We start from the raw sequence: 19,460 nt of genomic DNA on the forward strand, positions 1-19,460 counted from the left end.
ATAAACTAGAAGTCTAATAATCTAGTTTAGGAAGGGAGCAATAAATCCATGTCGCAAAAATCTGCGTATAATGTAGCTGTTGTTGGGGCAACAGGTGCAGTTGGCCAAAAGATACTTGAATTATTACAAGAGAAAGATTTTCCAATAAATAATTTGAAGCTTTTGTCATCCAAACGATCAGCTGGCTCAAAGCAGTTATTTAAACAGGAAGAAATCATTGTCGAGGAAGCAGTACCAGAAAGCTTTGAAGGGATTGATATCGCTCTGTTTTCAGCTGGTGGTTCGGTTTCCAAGAAATTAGCTCAAGAAGCTGTAAAACGTGGTGCAGTTGTGATTGATAATACAAGTGCGTTTCGGATGGATGAATCGGTGCCGCTCGTTGTTCCAGAAGTAAATAAAACGGACTTGCAAAACCATCAAGGGATTATCGCGAATCCAAATTGCTCCACAATTCAAATGGTAGCCGCATTACAGCCATTAAAAACTGCGTTTGGATTAAAGCGAATTATTGTATCTACTTATCAGGCAGTGTCAGGTGCAGGGAATGAAGCATGTAATGAATTGGCAAATCAATCGAAAGCTTATTTGTCTGGAGAAGAGATGGAGGCACAGCTTCTTCCTGTTAAAGGCGACGAAAAGCATTTTCCGATTGCATTTAATGCGTTACCACAAATTGATGTCTTTCAGGAAAATGGTTATACATTTGAAGAAATGAAAATGATTGAAGAAACAAAAAAAATCATGCATGCGCCTGATCTTTTAGTAGCTGCCACATGTGTCCGTCTGCCGTTCTTTACTTCCCATGCAGAGAGTGTATATATTGAGGTGGAAAATGAAGATGTGACGGTGGAAGATATTTGGAAAGAATTACAGCAAGCAGAAGGGATCGTATTACAGGATGATCCGAAAGAGCAGCTCTATCCAACGCCATTAACTGCAGAAGGGAAGCAAGATGTGTTTGTCGGTAGAGTTCGTAAAGATTTAGATAATAAACAAGGGTTCCATTTATGGATTGTCTCCGATAATTTATTAAAAGGAGCAGCGTGGAATACCGTACAAATCGCCCAAGAATTAATTCAAAATAATTGGTTGCAACGATAGAGGTGTACGAATGGAAATACTCGTTCAAAAATTTGGCGGTACTTCGGTACAGTCAAAAGAAAATCGAGACCATGTGATTAAACATATAAAAGATGCGTTAGTGAAAGAATACAAATTGGTAGTTGTCGTTTCAGCTTTAGGCAGAAAACCAGACCCGTATGCAACTGATACATTGCTAGGTCTTGTAGACTTTCCTGCCAATAAAAATGCTTCACGTGAATTGGATATGCTTATGTCTTGTGGTGAAATTATCTCATCCGTTGTACTATCGAACGAATTACAAAAGCATCATATTACAGCGACTGCTTTAACTGGAGCACACGCTGGGTTTATTACAACAGATGATTTCACACAAGCAAAAATTAAAGAAGTAAAGCCTGAGCGAATTTTAAAAGAGTTTGAAACGCATGATGTTGTTGTCGTAGCAGGCTTTCAAGGTATTACCGAATCTGGAGATATAACGACGATTGGTCGTGGCGGAAGTGACACAACTGCTGCCGCATTAGGTGTTGCTTTATCTGCAGAAAGAATTGAAATTTTTACCGATGTGAATGGAATTATGACTGCTGATCCGCGGGTTGTTGAAACAGCTAGACCGCTTGATGTTGTCACATATTCCGAAATTTGTAATTTGGCGTATCAAGGGGCAAAAGTAATTCATCCCCGAGCAGTAGAGATTGCTATGCAAGGAAAAATCCCAATGCGTGTAAGGTCTACCTACTCTAAAGATGAAGGTACACTCGTTACGTCTTCACGCGCAGAGGGGATGGATATTATCGATCGTTTAATTACTGGAATTGCCCATATGGATGCTATTACCCAAATTCGAGTACAAACAAAAGAGACGGCATTTGGAATGCAATCTGACGTATTTAAAGCAATGGCTGAAGCAGGAATTTCCGTTGATTTTATTACCATTTCACCTACTGGCGTAATATATACGGTGCCAACTGCATTTACGGAAAAAGCAGTACGGATATTAAACACACTTGGATTTGATCCGGAAATTACCGAAAACTGTGCAAAGGTGTCAGCAGTAGGCGCTGGGATGATGGGTGTCCCTGGAGTTGCTGCAAAGATTGTGCAAGCATTGACCGATGCAAATGTTCAAATCCTTCAATCAGCAGACAGTCATACGACGATTTGGGTGCTCGTACATGAAAAAGATTTAAAAGCTGCCGTAAATGCGTTGCATGAAGCTTTTGAATTGAGTCATATAATCAACTCTGCACAATGATTAGAAAAAGGTGATAAGAATGAGCTTTGGTAATGTATTAACTGCAATGGTCACACCATTTGATGTAAATGGGAAGATTGATTATGCGCAAACGGATATACTAATTAATTATTTATTGCAAAATGGGACGGAAGGATTGGTCATTGCAGGAACAACAGGTGAATCTCCTACATTAACAGCTGAAGAAAAAATAAGTTTTTTTCAACACGTAGTGAAGAATGTAAATAAACGTGTGCCTGTCATTGCAGGAACTGGTGGAAATAATACGAAGGCCTCTATTTCATTAACCAAAGAAGCGGAACGTTGTGGTGTAGATGCCGTTATGCTTGTGACGCCATATTATAATAAACCAGACCAACGTAGTTTATATGAGCATTTTAAAACCATAGCAGCAAACACATCACTTCCTGTCATGCTTTATAATATACCAGGAAGGTCGATTGTTAACATTACGACAGAAACAACCGTAGCATTAAGTAAAATCGACAATATTGTATCTATAAAAGAAGCGAGCGGAGATCTTGATCAAGTATCACAAATTATTGAACAAACAGATGATGATTTTACAGTGTATAGTGGGGATGATAGCTTAACGTTACCGATCTTATCGGTTGGAGGGTCTGGTGTAATTTCGGTAGCTTCGCATGTGATTGGAAAGGAAATGCAGCAAATGGTTCAGTTGTTCCATGAAGGAAAAACGCAAAAGGCAGCAGAGCTGCATCGTTGTTTACTTCCTGTAATGAAAGGACTATTTATGGCCCCTTCACCATCTCCAGTAAAAGCTGCATTACGTATGAAAGGTATAGAAGTTGGCGGTCTGCGCTTGCCACTTGTGGAATTATCTCAGCAGGAAAAAAATGAATTAGCGGCTATTTTAGAAAGAGGCTGGGACATAACTAAAGCGGCTGATTAAAAAACGAACCATAAATCGCCAATTGTGTATACGCAAGTTTTAGCGTAGTCAAAATAGGTAGACTCCTGCGAGAACAGCGCGAGCAGAAGATCCCACAGGAAAGCGGTTTTTGCTTTCTGAGGAAGCTGAAGAGACCTGCGGAAAGCGAAGTGTTTTGACATAGCGGTGATAAAAATTTTTAATGCAAATAAGCCGAACAATTATAAATGGATTGTTCGGCTTTTGCTATATAGTATTTGCTTATGTCCCAGCCTCTTTCTTTTCGTGTAATTGCATTATATCAAGTATTTACGACTGCAACGTATCGTGTTCTACATCATCCGTGTTAATAAACGAACTATTCAGTTTTTAACAAGGCAACAAATCCTTAAAAGAAATTCCTCTTTCTGCATGATCCATAGATGTTATGTTCATACTAATAAAGGAATAACCTGTTAGTGAGGAGAGTGTACGTAAATGAATAATGAGCCAGAAAAAAAAGAGGATCAAACACCAGATAACAATTCCTCCTCTTTAGTACAAAAGATACAACAATTAGGGCAATCTAATGTACCACAAGCTCCAGATTCAAATATTCATGTTTTATCAATTATCGGACAAGTAGAGGGACATGTACAGCTTCCGCCACAAAATAAAACTACGAAGTATGAGCATTTATTACCTCAATTAGTTGCGATTGAGCAGAATCCCAAAATAGAGGGGTTAGTTGTTTTGTTAAATACAGTTGGAGGCGATGTTGAAGCAGGGTTGGCTCTGTCAGAAATGATAACTTCTATATCTAAACCAACCGTCTCCATTGTGCTTGGAGGCGGGCACTCAATCGGTGTACCCATTGCCGTTGCTACGGATTATTCGTTCATTGCTCCAACAGCAACGATGACCATTCATCCTATTCGCTTAACCGGTTTAGTTATTGGCGTACCACAAACGTTTGAATACCTTGACGAAATGCAAAATCGTGTCGTCGATTTTGTAGTGAACCATTCCAATATAACCGAGGAAAAATTTAAAGATTTAATGTTTGCTAAAGGTAACTTAACACGAGATATTGGTACGAATGTTGTTGGAAAAAGAGCGGTAGAATATGGATTAATCGATGGTGTTGGTGGCGTTAAGGAAGCTATGCAAAAAGTGAATGAATTGATCAAGGAGAATGGAACTCAAGAACAGCAGGTGATGCAATGATTATTTATACACCGCTATCCATGGAAGATGTTTTTTATAACGCCAATAACAATGCTGAAAGACAAATGATTTCATACAATGGTAAATCATTGTATTGTGAAAAGAAAGCGGACGGATCATTTGAAATTGTTCAACTGCTGTCTACAGACCCACAGGACTTTTTAAATCATCAATTGTCCCCAGGAACGATTATTTCCCAAACAAACGCTTAACAAATCGATACAAAACTTAACAAAAACTGCTTTTGAACCTCTAATGAAAGCAGTTTTTGTGTTTAGGAAATGAGCTGTATTTCAAACGTCTTCCAATTGACAGTATGATATACTAGATAGAAGAGGTTATACTTTGAAAAACGCTCTAGATAAGGTAGAATATGAAAGTTGACTATATCTCCAATACATAGATTACAATAGTTTTACCATAGTCAGAACATATTTTGGACAGCCTTTTTGCTTACAAAAGTTCAATGAGGAAAAAGCATTTTCTGGAAAGGTTAGTCATTATCCGAATATCAGGTGACGAGTTGTAGGACACGAACACAAAGCAGGGTTTCTAAGCGCGAGATGACGAAACTTTCGATTTGTTAAACCTGTATGTTAGCGATCGTAGAAGACGAGATACGTAGACAAAGTGTGCTTTTTTTTCAAGCATCCAGAAAACTACCTCAACAACGCATCGCGCAGAAAAGACGTTGTCTCCTTTTTAAGGAAACTTGATTTTAATCTTTGCTCTATTTCTGTCAGTAGGATTGAGGGAAAACGGACTACTAAATGAATTTCATTTTCAAACTAGATTGCCAAAATGATTGAGGTGAAAATATGGCAAGAAAGAAAAAGAGACGCAGCAGCAAGTTAAAAAAACAATTGAAGCTAGAATTACTTGGACTTTTATTTATTTTTTTAGGGATATTTGGAAGTGGCGCCAGTGCGATTAGCGACGGTGCTATACCAGGAGGGCTGGAACATTTGTTTCGCTTCTTTCTAGGAATTTGGTATTTTGTTGCGTCGGTTTTTTTATTAATAACAGGTATCAAGTTGGTAGTAAAGCGAAAATTACCTAACTTTGTGACGAAAAGGATGGTCGGCTTTTATATTGTATTTGGTGGGGTACTGCTGCTCACCCACACACAAATGTTTGATGAAGTTATCGCTGCCAACCAGCAAATATCAATTATTGGTTCAACATGGGAAAACTATTCCAGCTACATTGATAATCAACTATCCGCAGAGTATTTAGGTGGAGGGATGGCTGGAGCATTGTTGCTTACGTTCTCCTACTATTTATTTTCTCTTACTGGGGCTAAAATTGTCGCTGTTTTTTCGATCCTCATTGGTATTATCTTTATGACGGAGCTATCGATTGGTGATGTTTTCGCTAAATTTTGGAAATGGGTGGTAAGTAACATAAAAGGATCGCAAGCTGCATGGAAACAAAAACGAACCACAAAACGTTCCATGCAAGAGAATGAACCTAAAATCGAACAAAATGGGGAAAACCTTGCAGAACAAGTTATCTCGGAGCCGGTTATTCAAGACTTTACCGACCATACGATGACGAATCAGCAAGATGAAACAGAAACTGATATTACAAAGACTGAGCAAACCCAGGAAAAAATGGATGACAGCATAGAAAACATGCCAATGACAGAAGTGGAAAACTACGAATATATTCTCCCTTCGATGCAATTGTTGGCAGAACCAGCAAATAATTCACAACAACAAGAAAAGTCGCAGATCCAGGCGACGGTACGAAAGCTAGAAAATACGTTCACCAGTTTTGGAGTAAAGGCACGTGTTACCAAAGTACATGTAGGTCCAGCTGTAACAAAGTATGAAATATATCCAGAAGCTGGTGTGAAGGTAAGTAAAATTGTGAGCTTGCATGATGATCTGGCGTTAGCTCTCGCTGCAAAAGACTTGCGAATTGAAGCACCTATTCCAGGAAAGTCAGCAGTCGGAATCGAAGTACCCAACCAGGAAGTTGCCACGGTATCATTACGCGAGGTTTTAGAGAGCATTGCTCCGAAACAATCTTCCAAGCTACTATTTGCCCTTGGTAGAGATATTTCAGGCGAGGCGATCGTAGCCGAATTAAATAAAATGCCGCATTTACTAATAGCCGGTGCAACGGGAAGTGGAAAGAGTGTCTGCGTCAATGGGATTATTACAACTATTTTAATGCGCGCAAAGCCGCATGAAGTGAAAATGATGATGATTGACCCGAAAAAAGTGGAATTAAACGTCTATAATGGTATCCCTCATTTACTTGCTCCGGTTGTAACCGACCCGAAAAAAGCTTCCAGAGCTCTACAAAAGGTAGTTGCAGAAATGGAAAGGCGCTATGAGCTTTTTTCTGATACAGGTACACGTAATATAGAGGGTTACAATGAATATATCCGCAAACATAATCAGTATGCTGAAGATCCAGAGCCTAACCTTCCATATATTGTTGTTCTCGTTGATGAATTAGCGGATTTAATGATGGTCGCTTCTAGTGATGTAGAGGATGCGATCACTCGCTTGGCACAAATGGCACGAGCTGCTGGAATTCATTTAATCATTGCGACTCAACGACCTTCTGTAGATGTTATTACGGGAGTGATTAAAGCAAATATCCCTTCCAGAATCGCTTTTAGTGTATCCTCAGCAACAGATTCAAGAACGATTCTCGATAGTGGAGGTGCAGAAAAGTTATTAGGTAGAGGAGATATGTTATTTATTCCTGTAGGCACTTCTAAACCTACTCGTGTGCAAGGTGCTTTTCTTTCTGATGAAGAGGTTGAACGTGTTGTAGATCATTGTATTGAACAACAAAAAGCGTCGTACCAAGAAGAAATGATCCCAGAAGAGGTCAATGAAATTGTAGAAGAAGTGGATGATGAGCTATACGATGATGCGGTGCAATTAATAACGGAAATGCAAAGTGCCAGCGTATCCATGTTACAACGACGCTTTCGAATCGGTTATACTCGTGCAGCGAGACTTATTGATGCCATGGAACAGCGAGGAATTGTTGGTCCATATGAGGGAAGTAAGCCACGTACTGTGCTTATTAGTCAAACACCAGAAGAACATTCTTCTACTCATTAAACTAAGCAGTATAATCCGATACAGCTTACAGAGAGCCTCCTAAGGTTTTCTGTAAGCTTTTTTACTGTGGGAATATAGTTAAGAGAAAACATTGCTTGCTTTTTAGGATGAACAACATTGTTTCTCTAGCGAAAAAGCAAGGTGCGGCTTGACTCGGCTTCTACTACTGACCTTATTTAAGCAAAAAATATGCAGCCAGCGAATTACTATTAAATTTTTAAAAAAGAAGTATATCAGGAATTAGGTTGCTCCACACAATTAATTTTAACTGAGTCATGAATAAAGTGAATCTTCCATCAATGGGGAGTTTTATTTATCGCCTACTGATTGGTAGTACTGTAATGTTATGACCTAAAGGCCGCTTACTAAATCGGGCATTTAGATGCGGTTATCTCCCACCTAGACTTGTTGCAGTACAGATTATCCAACTCTTGAAGTGGAAGATTCACAGCGCCTTATATGCGGGATGAAAAAGATGTTGATAATTATGTAAGTTACTGATTTTAAAATAATTGTGAAATTAATTGAACCATTTGTTGAATTTTGTAGAAAAAGTATTTGCTTCCTATTACATTCATGCTATGATAAAAATACATAAACTAGTTATACGTCAGAGGTCAGATATCTAGAGAATGGAAATATGGTTTGAGGTGAAGAAATTTGTCTATTAAGAGTGATTCAAGGCATTTATATTTACAAGTCATAGATCAAATTAAAAAAGATATTGAGAGCGGCGAGTATAAGGAAAATGAGAAACTCCCATCTGAATTTCAATTATCCAAATTGTTAGGGGTATCTCGCGCGACTTTACGGGAAGCACTACGCATATTAGAAGAAGATAATATTGTGACTAGAAGACATGGTGTTGGCACATTTGTGAATCCGAAGCCCGTATTTTCATCTGGAATTGAACAGCTTACAAGTGTAACATACATGATTGAGCAGTCGGGAAAAAAGGCAGGAACGGAATATTTATTTACGGATATACGAGACGCAACTGATAAGGAGAAAAGTCGATTTGCTCCTAAAAAAGTGGAACAATTAGTTGAAATTGAACGTGTTCGTACTGCTAATGGGGAACCGGTCGTTTTTTGTGTGGATAAGATTCCTGAGGATGTAATTCCAGTAGAACGTGTACATCAAGCGGATTCTTTTTTTAAGTTAATGGAAGATTACGCAAATAAACGAGTGGCCTATGCGGTTACCTACATTGAGCCAATTGGATATCATGAACGTATTTATGAGATTCTAAACTGCCATCCGGATCAAACGCTGCTGTTGCTTAAGCAAATGCACTATACCGCTGAAGATGAAGCAGTTCTATATTCGGCAAACTATTTTCGCTCAGATATGTTTAGCTTCCATGTTTTACGTAAACGTACGTAAAACAAAAATTCCAAATTTAGAAAACGCTTACAAATAGGGGGTGAGGCGGTTCAAAAAATGTATAACACGCTGACTGGTCGGAAGCCAATGGAAAATTATTTAAGGGGGCAATTCTGTTGAAAAATAAAAAGTTAATCTTATTATTAACCATTTTTATTAGTTTTGGATTAGTTTTAGCCGCATGTGGCGGTTCGGGTGATAAAAAGGAATCCAATGGTGGCGATAATGAAGGAAAGTCAGGAGAGACTGGTACATCTGAGGATTATTCCGCGGCCATGGTAACAGATGAAGGAGGAGTGGATGATAAATCATTTAACCAGTCTTCATGGGAAGGATTACAAGCTTGGGGCGAAGAACACGGATTATCGAAAGGAAAAGGTTTTGACTACGCACAGTCCAATGATGAATCGGATTATTTGCCAAATCTAACACGGTTAGCAAGAGATGATTATGACTTAATTTTTGCCGTTGGTTATTTACTTCAAGATGCAGTGACGAAAGTAGCCGAACAAAATTCAGATACGAATTTTGCAATAGTTGATACTGTTGTTGAAGCACCGAATGTTGCGAGTATTACATTTGCAGAGCATGAAGGATCATTTTTAGCAGGGGTTGCTGCTGCTGAACAGACAAAAACAGATAAGCTGGGCTTTGTCGGGGGAATGGATTCCGATTTAATTAACAAATTTGAAGTTGGGTTTGTTGCAGGGGCAAAATCTGTCAATCCTGATATTGAAGTGGACATTCAATATGTCGGTGACTTTAGTTCAGCTGACGATGCAAAGCTAATTGCTACCCGTATGTATAATGATGGCGTAGATATTATTTATCATGCTGCTGGAGCAGCTGGAAATGGTGTGTTTAACCAGGCGAAAGATATGAAGAAGAAAGATCCTAAAAAAGAAATTTGGGTCATCGGGGTTGACCGCGATCAGCATGAAGAAGGTAAAATTGGCGATAAAAATGTAACATTTACATCCATGGTAAAGCGTGTGGACTTATCTGTGCATGAAGTGAGCAATCTTGGAATGAATGGGGAATTCCCAGGCGGTGAAATTTTAGAATTCTCATTAAAAGATGATGGCGTATACCTAGCAGATACAAACGAAGAAGCTTTCACGGAAGAGATCAAATCAGCAGTAGATGAGTGGAAAGAAAAGATTACTAGTGGTGACGTAGACGTACCACAAACAAGAAAAGAATTAAAGAAATTTGAAGAGTCATTGTAACAAAGAGGCTGGAGCAGCCAGCCTCTTTGTTATCCTAAAACCCAAACGTAATGAACTGTATGCTTTCCGCTAAAAAAGTTGCTTCCATAGGTAAGGAGTGATGGCATTAATGAATTATGTAATTGAAATGTTGCATATACGAAAAGAATTTCCGGGAGTAGTGGCCAATGATGATGTAACCATACAGTTAAAGCATGGTGAAATTCATGCATTATTAGGCGAAAACGGAGCAGGTAAATCCACATTGATGAATGTGCTGTTCGGTCTATATCAGCCTGAACAAGGAGAAATTCGGGTGAAGGGGAAAAAAGTATCCATTACTGACCCGAATATTGCTAATGATTTAGGGATTGGGATGGTGCATCAGCATTTTATGCTAGTAGAACCATTTACGGTTACACAAAATATTATTCTTGGCAGCGAACCTACTAGTAAAGGAAGAATTAATTTAAAGCAAGCGGAACAAGAAGTACAGGAATTATCAGACCGTTACGGACTTCGGGTGGACGCAACAGCTAAGATTAGTGATATTTCCGTAGGTATGCAGCAACGCGCAGAAATATTAAAAACACTTTATCGTGGAGCTGAAGTCCTCATATTTGACGAGCCAACAGCAGTTTTAACGCCACAAGAAATTTCCGAGTTAATGGAAATATTTAAAACGTTAATCGCTGAGGGAAAATCTATCATTCTAATCACTCATAAACTAAAAGAAATTATGGAAATATGTGACCGTTGTACGGTAATACGTAAAGGTAAAGGGATTGGCACTGTTAATGTGGCAGATACAACAACCACAGAGCTGGCTTCACTAATGGTTGGAAGAGATATTTCTTTTCAAACGAATAAACAACCAGCCAACCCGAAGCAAACGATTCTTGAGATTCATAACTTATTTGTGAAAGACAGCAGAAAAGTAGACATGGTTAAAGGGTTAAATTTAACCGTCCGGGCCGGTGAAATAGTAGGTATTGCTGGAATAGACGGAAACGGTCAAAGTGAGTTAATTGAAGCCATCACTGGTTTACGAAAAGCAAATGCCGGCAACATTTTATTAAATGAGAAATCGATTACAAATTTATCTCCTCGTAAAGTAACCGAGAGTGGGATAGGGCATATCCCCCAAGATAGGCATAAATTTGGACTTGTGCTTGATTACTCTATTGGCGAAAATCTCGTTTTGCAAACCTATTATAAGCGTCCTTATTCGAGGTACAAAGTGTTAAATTATCAACAAATTTTTCAAAAAGCAGAACAGTTAATCAACGAATATGATGTACGAACACCGAGCATACACACAAAGGCACGTGCTTTATCTGGTGGAAATCAACAAAAAGCAATTATTGCCAGAGAAGTCGATCGATCACCTGATTTATTAATTGCAGCACAGCCTACGCGAGGTCTGGATGTTGGGGCTATCGAGTTCATTCATAAAAAATTGATCGAGGAAAGAGATAAAGGCAAGGCAATTTTATTAGTTTCTTTTGAACTAGATGAAATTCTTGATGTTAGTGACCGAATAGCGGTTATTTACGATGGAAAAATCGTAGCTGATTTAAAACCAGAAGAAACAAACGAACAAGAATTAGGCTTATTGATGGCTGGAAGCGAAAAGGTGGGTGAAGAGTCATGATGGAAAATAAGTGGTTTAACATCCTCGTACCAGTTATCTCTGTTTTCATCGGCCTTTTAGCTGGAGCGTTGATCATGCTTTCCTTTGGCTATAATCCAATTCAAGGTTACATGGCTTTATTTAAAGGAGCGTTTGGAGATTTATATTTTTTTGGCGAAACGATTCGCCAGACAACGCCTTATATACTTGCGGGGTTAGCCATTGCTTTTGCATTCCGAGCTGGTCTATTTAACATTGGTGCAGAAGGTCAAGTTATTGTTGGTTGGCTGGCAGCTGTTTGGATAGGGTCAACGGTTGATGCTCCTATTTACATTCATTTGCCGTTAGCTTTACTCGCTGCAGCAATCGCTGGCGCATTATGGGGATTTATTCCTGGATTATTAAAAGCAGGGCTTGGTGTACATGAAGTCATTGTGACAATTATGCTGAATTACGTCGCGTTATATAGTTCCAATGCTATTATTCGTAATGTCTTGACGGAAAACGCAGATAAAACAGACATGATCGCACCGACCGCTTCCTTGGCTTCTGAGTGGTTAGAAAATCTCACTTATTTTTCAAGAATGCATTATGGGATTTTTATTGCCTTGTTTGCAGCTGTGGTGATGTGGTTTATGATTGAACGGACAAAACTTGGTTTTGAGCTGAAATCAGTAGGCTATAATAAGCATGCCTCCAAATATGCAGGTATGAGTGTTAAACGAAATATTATTCTTGCCATGGTTATTTCAGGTTTATTTGCAGGCTTAGCAGGTTCGATGGAAGGTTTAGGAACATATGGAAATATGACTGTTAGCTCTGGTTTTTCCAATATTGGGTTTGACGGAATTGCTGTTGCACTTTTAGGAGCAAATAATGCGTTTGGTGTTGTCCTTGCAGCATTTTTATTTGGTGCATTAAAAGTAGGGGCTTTAAATATGCCAACACAAGCAGGTGTTCCAAATGAGCTAGTGGATATTATTATTGCGCTGATTATATTCTTTGTTGCCTCAAGCTACCTCATTCGTTGGATCATACTCCGGTTTAAAAGGGAGGGGAAATAAATGAGTTTTATGGAATTATTGCAAGCGGTGATCCCAACTGCGCTTTTTTATTCAGCTCCGCTAATTTTCACTGCTTTAGGCGGCGTGTTCAGTGAGCGCTCAGGAGTAGTAAATATTGGTTTAGAAGGCTTAATGGTAATGGGAGCATTCGTTGGTATTGTATTTAACCTCACCTTTAGTGACGTATTCGGTTCTTGGACGCCGTGGATTTCAATTCTTGCTGCTATGATTGTCGGCGCTATTTTTGCCATCATTCACGCTGTAGCTTCGATTACATTCTATGCAGATCAAGTAGTAAGTGGTGTTGCGATTAACTTTTTGGCATTAGGCATCGGCATTTTCTTAACAAAGCAATGGTATGATAAAGGACAAACTGATATGGTTTCACAACCTTTTTATACGACAGATATCCCAATCCTTGAAGATATCCCATTCCTTGGACCAATTTTTTTCCAAGGAATTTATACGACCTCTTATGTCGCTATCTTATTCGCTTTCGTAGCGTGGTATGTTTTATACAAAACACCTTTTGGATTACGGTTACGTGCTGTAGGTGAACATCCAATGGCAGCTGATACGAATGGTATTAATGTTTATAAAATGCGTTACATCGCTGTTATTATCTCTGGAGCGATGGGAGGATTAGGAGGCGCTGTTTTTGCGCTAACGATTGCCTTAAACTTCTCTCATGCAACCATTGTCGGACAAGGGTTTATGGCTTTAGCAGCAGTTATATTTGGAAAATGGCATCCTCTAGGCGCAATGGGAGCAGCACTATTTTTTGGTTTCGCTCAAAGCTTAAGTGTCATTGGCGGCGGTATTCCATTACTAGCAGATGTACCACAAGTATTTTTACTTATTGCTCCATACGTATTAACCATTTTAGCGTTAGCTGGTTTCATTGGTCGTGCAGAAGCACCAAAAGCTAATGGTGTACCATATATAAAAGGAAACCGATAAGCAAGAAAAAACTCTGTTTGCGTATAATAGTCGCAAGCGGGTTTTTTTTGCTTTATAATGGATGACGAATGAAAAATAGGAGAAGAATAAGGAAAAAGTCTGGTTAAGGGAGGATTATCATGCAAGAAATAACGGAAATAGTAAAAGTTATAAATGGTTTTAACGTTCATTTCATTCCGAATAAAAAGTATAAAACAGTGACCGTTGTTCTGAAGCTGCAAGCACCTTTAGAAAAGGAAACGATAACGAAACGAGCGTTGCTACCGTATGTGTTAAAACAAGGAACGAAACAATATCCATCTAACCAACAGCTGCAAATTAAACTAGATGAACTTTACGGTGCTTCCTTGTCGATGGATGGAGCTAAAAAAGGAGAAAAGCATATTATAAGCTTGCGCCTGGATATTGCCAATCAAAAATTTTTAGAGGGCAAGTCTTCGATATTGCAGGAAGGCTTAAAATTGCTTTATGATGTATTATTCAACCCAAATGCAGATGAAAAAGGGTTTGCTAAAACTATATTTGCACGGGAAAAAGAAACGCTAAAACAAAAAATACTTACCTTAAAAGATGACAAAATGAGTTATGCGAATCTTCGTTTGATTGATGAAATGTGTGAAGGTGAACCTTACCAGCTTCATGTGCATGGTTATTTAGATGATCTGGAAGAGATGACTCGTGAAAGTCTTTATGCTTATTACCAACAAATCGTAATGAATGACCAGATTGATGTTTACATCCAAGGCGATCTGTCGGAGCAAGAGATGGAAGAAACGATAGCAAAAGTATTTCAACAAATAGAAAAAAATGAATATCAAACAGAAAGCGAGCAAAAGGTGGTAAATCCGACTAAAAGAAATATCACTCCAAAGCAGGTTGTGGAAACGGATCAAATTCAGCAGGCAAAACTACATATCGGTTATCGTACGAATGTGACATTTGGCGATCCAGGATATTATGCGCTTCATGTACTGAATGGAATTTTTGGTGGCTTTCCTAGTTCAAAATTGTTTATTAATGTCAGAGAAAAGAACAGTCTTGCTTATTATGCTGCTTCTCGAATCGAGAGTCACAAAGGACTGTTATTCGTATTTAGTGGTATTGCACCTGAAGATTTTGAAAAGGCACGGGACATTATCAAACAACAAATGGAAGCGATGAAGCAAGGCGATTTTTCAACGCAAGATATAGACGAGGCAAAAGCGCTGATTACCAATCAGCTATTGGAGACATTCGACCACTCGCAAGGGACAATTGAATTTTTATATCAGCAGGTATTGGCTAGAGTGAAAATGACACCTGCTCAATTTATAGAACAAGTAAATAAGGTGACAAAGGAAGAAATTATTGCTGTTGCAAACGAATTACAAGAGGATACGACGTATTTGCTAACGGCAGAGAAAGGGGTTTCCAATGAATAAGCATACGTATCGTGATATTGATGAAACATTGTATACAGAAAAACTAGCTAATGGACTAACTGTCTTTTTATTACCAAAACCGGAAATGGCAAAAACTCACGCTTTATTTACGACTAATTATGGTTCCATTGATTTACATTTCACCCCAATTGGCAAGGATAAAGTGGTTACTGTACCAGAAGGGGTGGCTCATTTTTTAGAGCATAAGCTGTTTGAAAGTGAGACTGGAGATGTATTTCAGGATTTTTCGAAACAAGGCGCTTCCGCCAATGCGTATACTTCTTTTACGAAAACAGCTTACTTGTTTACAGCAACCGATCACATCGAAAAGAATGTAGAGACACTGATTGATTTTGTGCAAGATCCTTATTTTACGGATGAATCGGTGGAGAAGGAAAAGGGAATCATTGCTCAGGAAATTAAGATGTATGATGATCAGCCAGAGTGGCAAGCTTTTATGGGAACAATTAAAGCAATGTTTCAAGAACATCCAATTAATGTAGACATTGCTGGAACAGTAGAATCCATTTATCAAATTACGAAAGAAGATCTATATACATGCTACCGAACGTTTTATCATCCGGAAAATATGATTTTGTTCATTGCTGGCAATTTTGATCCTGAACAAATGGGGCGTTTGATAAAAGAAAATCAAAGTAAAAAACAGTTTGCTAAGATGGAGAAGCTGAAAAGAAAGTTCCCTGAGGAGCCTGAAGCGGTGGCGATGAAGGAAAAACAAATAACGATGCCCGTTTCGATACCCAAATGTACAATAGGGATAAAACGGATGAACCATCAGCTCCCACCAGCGGAACTTCTAACCCAAGACCTGCTCCAGGATATGCTATTGGACTATTATTTTTCCAAAGGTGGTCCATATTATGAAAAGCTTTATAATGAAAATCTGATCGATGACAGCTTTTTCTTTGAAGCAAATATCGACCGTGACTTTGGCTATGTTTTAATTGGTAGCAATACGAATGAACCGCATCCATTTGCAGAGCGGTTAAAATCCATGTTGTTGCGTATTCAACAAGGAGATTTAGATGAGGAAACATTTCAGCGCCTCAAAAAGAAAAAAATAGGTCAGTTATTGCGCATGATGAATCGATTAGAGAACATAGCTAACTCTTATACGCATTATCATTTATTAGGAATCGACTTCTTTACATTACTACCAGCTGTTCGTGAGCTTACATTGGATGATGCCAAACAATTTATGCGTTCTTGGATAGATGAAGAAAGATTATCTGTATGTACAATAGCTGCGGAGTAAATCATCATGAAGAAAACAATTCTTCTTGTTGGGGCAAGCGGAGATATTGGGGCAGCAATTGCGCGGAAATTATTGAACCAAGGCTACCAATTATTGCTTCATTTTCATACAAACAAACAAGCTATTGATGAACTCTGTCGGGCATATCCGGAGTCCATTTTAGCGACTTACCAAACAGATTTAAGTAAAAACACATCTTGTGAGCAGTTCATGGAAGCTCTGTCGTTTGCTATTGATGGCGTTATTTTTGCTAGTGGTAGAGCTCATTATGGATTGTTTCAAAACACACCAGAACAGACAATGGATGATATGCTGCAGTTACATGTGAAATCACCGTGGCTCATTACTAAGCATCTCCTCCCTAGTATGATTACGAAACAGGAAGGTGCGATTATATTTATTACCTCCATTTGGGGAGAACAGGGAGCTAGTAATGAAGTTGTTTACTCAGCAGTAAAAGGGGCACAAAATAGTTTTGTCAAAGCACTTGCAAAGGAAGTCGCGCCTTCTGGAATTGCTGTCAATGCCATTAGCCCCGGTTTTATCGAAACAAAAATGAATCACAATCTATGTACAGCTGACAAAGAAGCGACAATTGCTGATATTCCAATGAACCGAGCCGGGAAACCTGAAGAAGTCGCTGCTATCGTGTCTTTTTTATTGTCTGGAGAAAGCAGCTATATACAAGGGGCGATTTTGGATGTGACGGGCGGCTGGTAATTTTTCTTCCTTCCAACATGTATAAACTTGCAAATACCTCAAATACTATGCATGTATAAATTGGAAGGAGGAAATAAAAATGTCCGTTCTTGATAATTTTGACTCATGGAGAAGCTTTTTGGCAAATAAGCTTACGCAAGCGCAGCAACAAGGGATGAGCAATGACACCATTCAAAATGTGGCTCATGAAATAGGCGATTATTTGGCCCAGCATGTTGACGCAAAAAACAAAGAAGAAGCCGTGTTACGTGATTTATGGAATGCAGCCTCTGATGAGGAACAGCAAGCATTAGCAAATACAATGATTAAATATGTACAAAATCAAGGAAATCAATCATAAACGGAAACATCAACTTTTTTCCGAATGTAAGGTGCTGTAACTCTCACTATTAGAGCTGAAGGCCAGCTGGTGGGAGATAAAGGCACCTAACATTCATTAGAGGTGTAATCTTACTGAATAGATTCAGCTTATCTGCCACGTTCTGATTTAAGAGCGTGGCAGTAATTATTAAAAGTAAGGCAAAAGTCGTATAGTTGAAAGTTTGGAATGGGAATATAATGGTTAATATATATTATCATGCGGTGGAAACGATACTGTTTTCCAACAATTTATTAAATCATTTTGTCAACCCCTCATGGTTCTGTTAATATAAGTATTATAAAGGAGTGTGAAAATAATAAAGTGCCATAAACATAGAATCTAGAATAGTGAGATTCTGAGTGGAGAGATAAAGTGTAGAGGATTTTTTCACATACCCTATAATATAGTCTACGTTTAACCATAACCATAGCGAAGAATATAGTGCCTGATGTTGAGCTAGCTATTTTTTTGGATGTTTGATGGAAAAACTTTAGACGGTATAGCTTTTTAATGAATAACAATTAAATATTTTAAGATTAGAGTTAATTGTTTTGTTGTATGTTAAATTTACCGCTTATATGTTGAAATAGTTTAATATCGTCTGTCATTTTCTTGATCTAAAAATGGAGGATTTTTGAATAAATGGGAATTATAAAACTAGCAACTTTAAAAAATAGTGATAAAGAGAAACGGTTATAGTTACATAGTAAATGGATAATAAAAACGCTCATAAAGTGAACCAACAATCAGTGGGAGGTTCTTTGATCACCACTGATTATTAGTACCGGAAGGGGGGAACCTAAGAGTTCCTCGAACGAATTGGGATTTAAGTACCGCGATTCTCCTTAGAAGTTTTTAGTATGACCTCAACTCTTGAAGGGGAGCGTATGTAGCTTACATTCGGGTTAAACACGTACTTATGAAAAGTTCATGATTAGTCCTCATCGCTATTTGAACTGATTTTTTTCTAATCACTTTTCACTTACAAGAAAATACTTTATTATATAATTACATGACTATGTAGTATAATGAATTGCTCGCAGGTTCAACTAGAATAGAACAGCTGTGTACCTCATAACTCTATTCAAAGGAGCATTTTATGACGAAAACAGAGTGGTACCTTGAATACGAAATTCAAATTAATCGGCCGGGTTTGCTTGGAGACATATCGTCCTTACTCGGTATGCTGAGGATCAATATCATTATGATTAATGGGGTGGAAGATGCTAAGCGAGGAATGCTACTTTTATCCAAAGATGATGAAAATATAACACGATTAAAATCAATTCTGCAAACGATGGATACCATTAAAGTAACAAAGCTGAGACAACCAAAGCTTCGAGATAAAATGGCTGTACGTCACGGTAGATACATACACCGAGATGTCGATGATCGTAAAACGATTCGTTTTATTCGTGATGACTTAGGTCTGCTCGTTGACTTTATGGCGGAATTGTATAAAAAAGATGGACACAAATTAATTGGAATTCGTGGAATGCCGAGAGTAGGAAAAACAGAATCCGTAGTAGCAGCTAGTGTGTGTGCGAATAAGCGCTGGTTATTTGTTTCCAGTACACTTTTAAAGCAAACGGTACGTAGTAAACTCATTGAAGGTGAATACAATCCCAATAATGTCTATATTATTGATGGTATTGTCTCCACTCGTCGTGCAAATGAACAACATTGGCAGCTCATTAGAGAAGTTATGCAACTTCCTTCTATCAAAGTAGTGGAACATCCAGATGTATTTGTACAAATGACAGAATATAACATAGAGGATTTCGACTACATTATTGAACTAAGGAGTCATGAAGAGGAAGAGATCACATATGAGCCTGTCGAATCTCAGCAGTTCAGTCAAGAAAACGGATTTTCAATGTTTGATTTCTAAAATGGATGGTGTTGG

16 protein-coding genes are annotated in these 19,460 nt (G+C 38.4%); all 16 read left to right on the forward strand.

Going from position 1 to position 19,460, the window contains the following annotated elements; all coding sequences use genetic code 11:
* Window positions 1-48 precede the first annotated feature (48 nt).
* Complete coding sequence (gene asd, locus BKP57_RS20580) at window positions 49-1,101, forward strand: aspartate-semialdehyde dehydrogenase (protein ID WP_050352790.1); 1,053 nt, start codon at window positions 49-51, stop codon at window positions 1,099-1,101.
* Window positions 1,102-1,111: 10 nt separating this feature from the next.
* Window positions 1,112-2,338, forward strand: coding sequence for an aspartate kinase (gene dapG, locus BKP57_RS20585; RefSeq protein ID WP_072742258.1), 1,227 nt, complete (start codon window positions 1,112-1,114; stop codon window positions 2,336-2,338).
* A 19-nt stretch (window positions 2,339-2,357) separates the two neighbouring features.
* On the forward strand, window positions 2,358-3,251 hold the full coding sequence (gene dapA / locus BKP57_RS20590; protein ID WP_050352792.1) for a 4-hydroxy-tetrahydrodipicolinate synthase: 894 nt from the start codon (window positions 2,358-2,360) through the stop codon (window positions 3,249-3,251).
* A gap of 456 nt (window positions 3,252-3,707) precedes the next feature.
* Window positions 3,708-4,436: a ClpP family protease gene (locus BKP57_RS20595; RefSeq protein ID WP_072742259.1), complete on the forward strand. Its 729-nt coding sequence runs from the start codon at window positions 3,708-3,710 to the stop codon at window positions 4,434-4,436.
* Window positions 4,433-4,648 (forward strand): YlzJ-like family protein, encoded by a 216-nt coding sequence (locus BKP57_RS20600; RefSeq protein WP_050352794.1) that lies wholly within the window; start codon window positions 4,433-4,435, stop codon window positions 4,646-4,648. The genes BKP57_RS20595 and BKP57_RS20600 overlap by 4 nt, the downstream gene beginning before the upstream one ends.
* A 606-nt stretch (window positions 4,649-5,254) precedes the next feature.
* A complete protein-coding gene (locus tag BKP57_RS20605) occupies window positions 5,255-7,525 on the forward strand; it encodes an FtsK/SpoIIIE family DNA translocase (RefSeq protein ID WP_050352795.1) in 2,271 nt (756 codons plus the stop codon).
* Window positions 7,526-8,185: 660 nt separating this feature from the next.
* A complete protein-coding gene (locus BKP57_RS20610; protein WP_050352796.1) occupies window positions 8,186-8,911 on the forward strand; it encodes a GntR family transcriptional regulator in 726 nt (241 codons plus the stop codon).
* Between the two features lie 116 nt (window positions 8,912-9,027).
* The gene (locus tag BKP57_RS20615; RefSeq protein WP_050352797.1) at window positions 9,028-10,140 is read left to right on the forward strand and encodes a BMP family lipoprotein; all 1,113 of its coding nucleotides are present in this window, start codon (window positions 9,028-9,030) and stop codon (window positions 10,138-10,140) included.
* A gap of 109 nt (window positions 10,141-10,249) precedes the next feature.
* The gene (locus BKP57_RS20620; protein ID WP_050352798.1) at window positions 10,250-11,773 is read left to right on the forward strand and encodes an ABC transporter ATP-binding protein; all 1,524 of its coding nucleotides are present in this window, start codon (window positions 10,250-10,252) and stop codon (window positions 11,771-11,773) included.
* A complete protein-coding gene (locus BKP57_RS20625; RefSeq protein WP_050352799.1) occupies window positions 11,770-12,816 on the forward strand; it encodes an ABC transporter permease in 1,047 nt (348 codons plus the stop codon). Before BKP57_RS20620 ends, BKP57_RS20625 begins: the two co-directional genes overlap by 4 nt.
* Window positions 12,817-13,776, forward strand: a complete 960-nt coding sequence (locus BKP57_RS20630) for an ABC transporter permease (protein ID WP_072742260.1) — start codon at window positions 12,817-12,819, stop codon at window positions 13,774-13,776.
* A 119-nt stretch (window positions 13,777-13,895) separates the two neighbouring features.
* Window positions 13,896-15,197: an EF-P 5-aminopentanol modification-associated protein YfmF gene (gene yfmF, locus BKP57_RS20635; RefSeq protein WP_072742261.1), complete on the forward strand. Its 1,302-nt coding sequence runs from the start codon at window positions 13,896-13,898 to the stop codon at window positions 15,195-15,197.
* The gene (gene yfmH / locus BKP57_RS20640) at window positions 15,190-16,473 is read left to right on the forward strand and encodes an EF-P 5-aminopentanol modification-associated protein YfmH (protein WP_072742262.1); all 1,284 of its coding nucleotides are present in this window, start codon (window positions 15,190-15,192) and stop codon (window positions 16,471-16,473) included. The genes yfmF and yfmH overlap by 8 nt, the downstream gene beginning before the upstream one ends.
* Before the next feature lie 6 nt (window positions 16,474-16,479).
* Entirely contained in the window at window positions 16,480-17,193 is a 714-nt protein-coding gene (gene ymfI / locus BKP57_RS20645) for an elongation factor P 5-aminopentanone reductase (protein WP_050352803.1), read from the forward strand.
* 79 nt (window positions 17,194-17,272) lie between these two features.
* Entirely contained in the window at window positions 17,273-17,533 is a 261-nt protein-coding gene (locus BKP57_RS20650; protein ID WP_050352804.1) for a DUF3243 domain-containing protein, read from the forward strand.
* A 1,120-nt stretch (window positions 17,534-18,653) separates the two neighbouring features.
* Window positions 18,654-19,445: a YmfK family protein gene (locus tag BKP57_RS20655; RefSeq protein ID WP_050352805.1), complete on the forward strand. Its 792-nt coding sequence runs from the start codon at window positions 18,654-18,656 to the stop codon at window positions 19,443-19,445.
* Window positions 19,446-19,460: the final 15 nt, after the last annotated feature.

The organism is Virgibacillus sp. 6R (assembly GCF_001895305.1).
Taxonomy (GTDB): Bacteria; Bacillota; Bacilli; order Bacillales; family Amphibacillaceae; genus Virgibacillus; species Virgibacillus pantothenticus.

Excerpts from the sequence above, each read along its gene's own strand:
- dapG (WP_072742258.1), top strand. The coding sequence starts at position 1,112 with ATGGAAATACTCGTTCAAAAATTTGGCGGTACTTCGGTACAGTCAAAA.
- dapA (WP_050352792.1), top strand. The coding sequence starts at position 2,358 with ATGAGCTTTGGTAATGTATTAACTGCAATGGTCACACCATTTGATGTA.
- ymfI (WP_050352803.1), top strand. The coding sequence starts at position 16,480 with ATGAAGAAAACAATTCTTCTTGTTGGGGCAAGCGGAGATATTGGGGCA.
- BKP57_RS20605 (WP_050352795.1), top strand. The coding sequence starts at position 5,255 with ATGGCAAGAAAGAAAAAGAGACGCAGCAGCAAGTTAAAAAAACAATTG.
- BKP57_RS20625 (WP_050352799.1), top strand. The coding sequence starts at position 11,770 with ATGATGGAAAATAAGTGGTTTAACATCCTCGTACCAGTTATCTCTGTT.
- BKP57_RS20600 (WP_050352794.1), top strand. The coding sequence starts at position 4,433 with ATGATTATTTATACACCGCTATCCATGGAAGATGTTTTTTATAACGCC.
- yfmF (WP_072742261.1), top strand. The coding sequence starts at position 13,896 with ATGCAAGAAATAACGGAAATAGTAAAAGTTATAAATGGTTTTAACGTT.
- BKP57_RS20630 (WP_072742260.1), top strand. The coding sequence starts at position 12,817 with ATGAGTTTTATGGAATTATTGCAAGCGGTGATCCCAACTGCGCTTTTT.
- yfmH (WP_072742262.1), top strand. The coding sequence starts at position 15,190 with ATGAATAAGCATACGTATCGTGATATTGATGAAACATTGTATACAGAA.
- BKP57_RS20595 (WP_072742259.1), top strand. The coding sequence starts at position 3,708 with ATGAATAATGAGCCAGAAAAAAAAGAGGATCAAACACCAGATAACAAT.
- asd (WP_050352790.1), top strand. The coding sequence starts at position 49 with ATGTCGCAAAAATCTGCGTATAATGTAGCTGTTGTTGGGGCAACAGGT.
- BKP57_RS20650 (WP_050352804.1), top strand. The coding sequence starts at position 17,273 with ATGTCCGTTCTTGATAATTTTGACTCATGGAGAAGCTTTTTGGCAAAT.
- BKP57_RS20620 (WP_050352798.1), top strand. The coding sequence starts at position 10,250 with ATGAATTATGTAATTGAAATGTTGCATATACGAAAAGAATTTCCGGGA.
- BKP57_RS20655 (WP_050352805.1), top strand. The coding sequence starts at position 18,654 with ATGACGAAAACAGAGTGGTACCTTGAATACGAAATTCAAATTAATCGG.